The following is a 6,184-nucleotide window of genomic DNA, read 5'->3' as shown; positions in this document are numbered from 1 at the left end:
ATCCAGTGTCTTAACCGCTTGACGACTCCCCAACTTTATCAAATCATTTGAAACAAAGGATGAACGTCTAAACCTTCAACACAATATGCTTCATATGATTGTGAAACTTGTTGGTATATACTGTTTGCTTCTTGCTGGCTATCCGTAGAGAGAAATATACACGCTCCAGATCCTGTCATTAGTGCAGAACCATATTCGGATAATTCACAATAAGCTTTCCAAACCTCAGGATATTCCTGAAAAACAACAGCCTGCATATCATTTCTAAACGGCTGCAAAGAATGGAAAGTCGGCATTATGCTTGGTTTGGAATTTCGTGTCAAGTTCCTATGCGAGAAAATTTTGGGAGTGGAAACATGGGCCTTGGGTTTGATGACGACATACCATTGCTTCGGTATGTCGATAGGGGATAATTGCTCGCCTATACCTTTGGCAAAGGCATTTTTGCCGAAAAGGAAGAAGGGAATATCTGCGCCCAGAGTCGCACTTAAATCAATTAACTGCTGGCGGGATAATCCGCATTCCCACCAATGGTTCAATACGGTGAGTACGGTTGCCGCATCCGAACTGCCACCTCCCAAGCCGGCGCCTGTCGGGATTTTTTTATCCAACCAAATTTCAACACCTGATTTTGAGTTAGTGTGTTTTTGCAGTAAAGATGCGGCACGGTATGCCAGGTCTTGTTCCGGTGGAATACCGCCTGTCGGTGTGTGGAGTATGATAAGGTCGTCTGAACGTGGTTTCAGATAAACGGTATCGCATAAGTCAATCAGGCAGAAAATGCTTTCCAGGTTGTGGTAGCCGTCTGTGCGTTTTCCGGTGATTCTGAGATCCAGATTGAGTTTGGCAGGAGCCGGGAAGGCTTGTGCTTCGTTTGGAATCATTTTGTTTACGGTTGTCTGGCGAGATGGTTATTTTCTGGCGGCACATTGGGTTTGGGTGTTGCCCTCGGGATGATCGTCGAGGTTGTCGAATGCCAAGCGCAGAGTGAGTTTCGGGCTTTCCAATAGGAGGGTTTTGGGTTTGCCGTTGCTGTTGAGTGTGCGGGAAATTGTCCAGTCGAATTGTTGCAGGCGGCTGTCCGGGAGCAGTTGGTATGGTGCGCCGGCCACACGCTTTCCGCTTGCCCAAATGTGCAGATATTGGATAGGGAGTTCGAATCCCAATAGGCGGTTGCTGAGTTCTTGTGCGGTAGCGGCTTCATATGTACGGCCTTTGTTGTCGACGGCCAATACGCCTTGATTATCTTGACACAACTGCCCCACGGTACTGCCGAGCGGGGTGTTGATGTTGATGGTTTGAACTTGGTTTTGGTATGTCCAATCGAAGTTGGCGTAAGAGCCTTTGCCTTCGAGTTTGACGGCGATTCTCCCTTCGGCGGAAAAATCGTTGACTGTTTCAGCCGGTTGCCAACCATTTTGCTGCGGGAGCTCGGGGCGGGCGCAGGCGGTGATGAGGAGGGTTAGGGCGGCTGCGGATAATATATTGGTCTGTTTCATGATAAATCCTGTGCAGGGGAAGGGTCGTCTGAAAAGTTTTCAGACGACCTGTTTTTTATTTTGTTTTGGCGGAGGGGTGTTTTTTGCGCGGGGGAACGGGAATATTGAATCGGCGCATGGTTTCTTTCAATAAACCGATGTCGCCTTCTTGTTTCAAACCTTCGTTCCAAATGGCTTTGGCATCTTCGGGCTTGCCGAGCTTCCACAAAACTTCGCCCAAATGCGAGGCGACTTCGGCGTCGGGATATTGTTCGAAGGCGTATTGCAGGTAGGGCAAGGCAGTTTCGGCATTGCCTTTCAGATAATATGCCCAACCGAGGCTGTCGTTGATGGCGGGGTTTTCCGGATCAACCTGATACGCGGCCTGAATCAGTTTGAATGCTTCGTTTAAATCATATTTCGGGGAAGAAAGCATGATATAGCCTAGTGCATTCATGCCGCTGGTACTGTCGGGGGATATTTCCAACTGGCGGCGAAGGTCGGCAATGGCTTTGTCGCGCTCTCCAATTTTGTCGTAAACCATGGCGCGTTGGTAGAGGATGTCGGGCAGCAGTTGGTTGGCATCAGGCTGTTTGGAAGCTTTTGCCATAAGTGTATTCAGCTCTGATAGTGCTTTCTTAGGGTTGTCGTGTTTGGCGATGGCAAACAGGGAAACACGCTGTAATTCGCGCGCACCGAAAAAGCGTCCTTGCTGCTCGGGCAGTTTGAGCGCACGTTGTGCCAATTCCCACGCGGCTTTGCCGTTGCCTTGTTCGGCTTCGAGCGAGGCGCCGAGAACGGTTTTGTCGAAAATGTAATCCGCAGAATTGATTTTGCCGAGCCATTGTTTGGCCTTGACGTAATCTTTGGCATCGGCATAAGTCATGGCGCCGATCAGGGCGGCACGGCTTTGTTGTTGGCTTGTGCCGGATTGGTAGGCTTTTTCGAGGTAATGGTTGACAACGGATAAGTCATCTTTACGGCTGGAGGATAGTATCGCAGCCTGGATAAACAAATCGGGCGAGGGGTTGTCTTCCAGTAACGTTTTCAGACGACTGTATGCCTTGTCGGGACGGTGGTTGGCAACCAGGTTGGTGATTTCAAGCTCCTGCCATACGGATGACAGTTTGCGCGTGTCGGTTTGTTCGAAGAATCCGTTGAGGATTTCCGGACTGCGTTGCGCCATCAGGCGCAAGGTGAGCATGGTCGGGGGCAGGATTTCAGAATCCAGTTTGGCAAGTCTTTGCAGGGCGGCAATGGCATTTTTTTTCTTGCCGTCGTATGTGCTGTAAATGGCATCTGCAATCGCCGCTTCAGGCATTTCAGGGTATTTGAGTGTTTCTTTATGAACTTGTGCCGAGGCCTTTTCTGCCAAATCAGGCTGCTGGACGGCGGTTTGGGCGAGAAGCAGGAAAATACGGCGGTTTTGTTCTTCAGTAGCGCCTGCAAGGACTTCATCCAAGCCGCTGAGGTGTTTGTCGTTTTTTCCGAGCAGAAGGTCGCGCAGCCAGGTCATGCGTTTTTGTGCTGCACCCGGAACAGGTTCGATTTCCCGCCATTTTTGATAAATCAATTCGGCCTGTTCGAATGCATTGAGTGAAACTGCCATTTCCAATGCGCGTTCTGCTACGTTGGGTGATTTTGTGCGGTCGAGCATATGCATATAGGTACCCAAAGCCATGCCGGCATCCCCTTTTTGCAAAGCCATTTCGCCGCCTAAAAGCGTGAAAATTTTCCAAGCGCGATCGTTTGCAGCAATCAAACGCTCTTGTTCGGCGAGCCTTGCTTCAGGCGTACGGCGGTTTTTTTTCTGAATGGTCTGGGATTGGATTTTGACTTCTGGTGCAGATTCTTGCTTGGCGGCAATGGTTTGGGCAGAAAACAGCAGTATGACGGCTGCTGCCAGTGTGCGGATATGGGACGGAGACAAAAACATGATAAGCCTTTATTCAAAAAAACGGACTGAAGCGCAGATAATCCGTCGTGAAAACAGCCGATACTTTATCACAAGCGCTTGTCTTTGTAGATTCGTGAGCTTTAAGCAACCGTAAACCTAATGTAATATTCTTTTTTCAGACGACCTATCAATCATTGTTTTCGGAGTCTGTATATGGAGATGAGGCAGACCGATCTTGTGGATTTTTTCGGGCAGGCATTTCGTTATGCCAGCATAGCGCAAGAGGAACGAAACCGTTTTGTCCGGCAGGAAGGTAAAACAGCCGCCGTTTTGCTGGCAGTCGTTCGGCGGGAAGGGCAGTGGCAAATTTTGCTGACGCGTCGCGCCGATACCCTGCGACACCATACCGGGCAGATTGCTTTTGCCGGAGGAAGGTCAGACGAAGGGGATAAAGACTTTATTGTGACAGCATTGCGTGAAACTGAAGAGGAGACGGGGATTGCACCGCATTTTTGGCAGGTTTTTCCACTGTTGCCGCCTTATTACACGCCGTCCGGTTATGAAGTACATCCGGTTTTGGCACTCTGTCCGGAAAATCCGCCAACTTGTGCCAATAGTGGGGAAGTGGCTGAAATCTTTTACTTGCCATTGGATTTCGCACTGGATATGGGCAACTATGGCAGCCGCAGCTTCATTCATGAAGGCAATATGATTGCTACGCCTGTTTTGCCGTATTTGCATTACGATATTTGGGGATTGACTGCGCTGATATTGTATGGGTTGGCAGAACGTTACCGGTATTATTGTGCCGGTCAGAAGGGTGTAGAGTGAAAATACGGATACAGGATTTTGCTGTGCTTTACGGTTGAGGTTGTTACAGTGAAATTATGTCATGTTACAATTAACACATTGATGATTATTACAAAATCATTTTTAGTGATGTGGTCTGGGAATGAAGCCGATGAATCATTGTGGCCCCGGATAGCTGGATACTTTAGAAATATAAAGTAAGAGGAAAATTTATGAAACCGATTAAAAAAGCCGTTTTCCCTGTAGCCGGTATGGGTACGCGCTTTCTGCCTGCCACCAAAGCCAGTCCGAAAGAAATGCTGCCTATCGTCGATAAGCCGTTGATTCAATACGCGGTAGAAGAAGCAGTAGAAGCAGGTTGCACAGAAATGGTGTTCATTACAGGCCGCAACAAACGCAGTATCGAAGACCATTTCGACAAAGCCTACGAGCTGGAAACCGAGCTGGAAATGCGTCAAAAAGACAAACTGCTGGAACACGTTAAAGACATTCTGCCTTCTAACATTACCTGCCTTTACATTCGTCAAGCCGAGGCTTTGGGTTTAGGACACGCCGTATTGTGCGCCCGTGCCGCAGTGGGCGACGAACCCTTTGCCGTTATTCTCGCCGACGACCTGATTGACGCGCCCAAAGGCGCACTGAAGCAAATGGTCGATATCTACAATCAAAGCGGCAACAGCGTTTTGGGCGTGGAAACCGTCGATCCGTCGCAAACCGGTTCTTACGGCATTGTAGAAGTGGAAAAATTAAACAGCTTTCAACGGATTACCAATATTGTAGAGAAACCGAAGCCCGAAGAAGCGCCGTCCAATCTTGCTGTTGTCGGCCGTTACATCCTGACCCCGCGCATTTTCAGCCTTCTGGAAAACCTGCCACGCGGCGCAGGCAACGAAATCCAACTGACCGACGGCATTGCCCGCCTGTTGGATCACGAGTTCGTCCTCGCCCATGCCTTCGACGGCAAACGCTACGACTGCGGCAGCAAACTGGGTTATCTCGAAGCTACCGTTGCCTACGGCTTGAAACATCCGGAAACCGGCGCGCAGTTCCGCGAACTCTTAAAACAATATTCTTAAGCCTGATCTAGTCTTGAAAAGATAAGGTCGTCTGAAAGAGTCTCTTGATTTCTTTTCAGACGACCTTTCCTATTGCAGTGATATAATCCGTTTTCTCTTTTAAATTCAGACATATTATGAACAATACATCCGAAGAAACCATGCGACTTTCCAAGCGTATGGCGCAATTGGGCTTATGCTCGCGCCGCGAGGCAGACAGCTACATCGAGCAAGGCTGGGTCAAGGTCAACGGGCAAACCGCCGTACTCGGTCAGAAAGTAACCGAACGCGACCGCATCGACCTCAACCGGCAGGCGCATGAAAAACAGGCAGAGCGCGTTACCATCCTGCTCAACAAGCCCGTCGGCTACGTCAGCGCGCAGGCGGAAAAAGGCTATAAATCCGCCGCCGAGCTGATTACCGCCGACAACCGTTGGGAAGGGGACGACAGCCGTATCCCCTTCAGCGAAAAACACAAATTCGGCTTAGCGCCCGCCGGCAGGCTGGACATCGATTCCGTCGGGTTGCTGGTGTTGACGCAGGACGGCCGCATCGCCAAGCAGCTTATTGGCGAAAACAGCGGCAGTGAAAAAGAATATTTGGTACGCGTGCGCGGCAAATTGGACGAAAAAGGACTTGCCTTGCTCAACCACGGATTGAGTTTGGACGGAGAGAAACTGCGTCCCGCCAAAGTAGAATGGCAAAACGAAGACCAGTTGCGTTTCGTGTTGAAACAAGGCAAAAAGCGGCAAATCCGCCGTATGTGCGAACTCGTCGGTTTGCGCGTCGTCGGGCTGAAGCGGATTCGGATGGGTAAAGTCAAACTGGGCAAACTGCCGCCCGGCAAATGGCGTTATCTACGGGCGGATGAATCGTTTTAAATGTCGTAAGCCTGATGTTTGCAGTAAGATAAGGTCGTCTGAAAACTGAACTGGCCCCCAAAT

At 49.7% G+C, this 6,184-nt stretch carries 6 protein-coding genes; 3 read left to right on the top strand and 3 right to left on the bottom strand.

The genetic code is table 11. The annotated features are described in order from the left end of the window. Positions 1 to 38: 38 nt before the first annotated feature. From ispE to HMPREF2954_RS04955, 3 genes are read right to left on the bottom strand one after another with little or no spacing between them, the layout of a single operon-like run. A complete protein-coding gene (gene ispE / locus HMPREF2954_RS04965) occupies positions 39 to 884 on the bottom strand; it encodes a 4-(cytidine 5'-diphospho)-2-C-methyl-D-erythritol kinase (protein ID WP_045072759.1) in 846 nt (281 codons plus the stop codon). 27 nt (positions 885 to 911) lie between these two features. Beyond that, a complete protein-coding gene (gene lolB / locus HMPREF2954_RS04960; protein ID WP_045072758.1) occupies positions 912 to 1,499 on the bottom strand; it encodes a lipoprotein insertase outer membrane protein LolB in 588 nt (195 codons plus the stop codon). 55 nt (positions 1,500 to 1,554) lie between these two features. After that, positions 1,555 to 3,414 (bottom strand): tetratricopeptide repeat protein, encoded by a 1,860-nt coding sequence (locus HMPREF2954_RS04955; RefSeq protein WP_045072757.1) that lies wholly within the window; start codon positions 3,412 to 3,414, stop codon positions 1,555 to 1,557. A 174-nt stretch (positions 3,415 to 3,588) separates the two neighbouring features. Between HMPREF2954_RS04955 and HMPREF2954_RS04950 the strand changes: the two genes are divergently transcribed. The 3 genes from HMPREF2954_RS04950 to HMPREF2954_RS04940 all read left to right on the top strand — a co-directional run bounded on the left by HMPREF2954_RS04950 (position 3,589) and on the right by HMPREF2954_RS04940 (position 6,121). Continuing rightward, on the top strand, positions 3,589 to 4,206 hold the full coding sequence (locus HMPREF2954_RS04950) for a CoA pyrophosphatase (protein WP_197067775.1): 618 nt from the start codon (positions 3,589 to 3,591) through the stop codon (positions 4,204 to 4,206). A 191-nt stretch (positions 4,207 to 4,397) separates the two neighbouring features. Further along, positions 4,398 to 5,261 carry a UTP--glucose-1-phosphate uridylyltransferase GalU gene (galU, locus tag HMPREF2954_RS04945; protein WP_039408715.1) on the top strand — a complete coding sequence of 288 codons (864 nt, stop codon included), beginning with the start codon at positions 4,398 to 4,400 and terminating at the stop codon, positions 5,259 to 5,261. Between the two features lie 116 nt (positions 5,262 to 5,377). Then, a complete protein-coding gene (locus HMPREF2954_RS04940) occupies positions 5,378 to 6,121 on the top strand; it encodes a pseudouridine synthase (RefSeq protein WP_045072756.1) in 744 nt (247 codons plus the stop codon). Positions 6,122 to 6,184: the final 63 nt, after the last annotated feature.

It is taken from the genome of Neisseria sp. HMSC067H09, assembly GCF_001814135.1.
Classification (GTDB): Bacteria; Pseudomonadota; Gammaproteobacteria; order Burkholderiales; family Neisseriaceae; genus Neisseria.
Note: the sequence above shows the minus strand (reverse complement) of the source record. Positions and strands in the feature narration are given on the sequence as shown.

Bases quoted from the DNA above. Each gene is read 5' to 3' on its own strand.
- galU (WP_039408715.1), top strand. From the start codon at position 4,398: ATGAAACCGATTAAAAAAGCCGTTTTCCCTGTAGCCGGTATGGGTACG.
- HMPREF2954_RS04955 (WP_045072757.1), bottom strand. From the start codon at position 3,414: ATGTTTTTGTCTCCGTCCCATATCCGCACACTGGCAGCAGCCGTCATA.
- HMPREF2954_RS04940 (WP_045072756.1), top strand. From the start codon at position 5,378: ATGAACAATACATCCGAAGAAACCATGCGACTTTCCAAGCGTATGGCG.
- lolB (WP_045072758.1), bottom strand. From the start codon at position 1,499: ATGAAACAGACCAATATATTATCCGCAGCCGCCCTAACCCTCCTCATC.
- ispE (WP_045072759.1), bottom strand. From the start codon at position 884: ATGATTCCAAACGAAGCACAAGCCTTCCCGGCTCCTGCCAAACTCAAT.
- HMPREF2954_RS04950 (WP_197067775.1), top strand. From the start codon at position 3,589: ATGGAGATGAGGCAGACCGATCTTGTGGATTTTTTCGGGCAGGCATTT.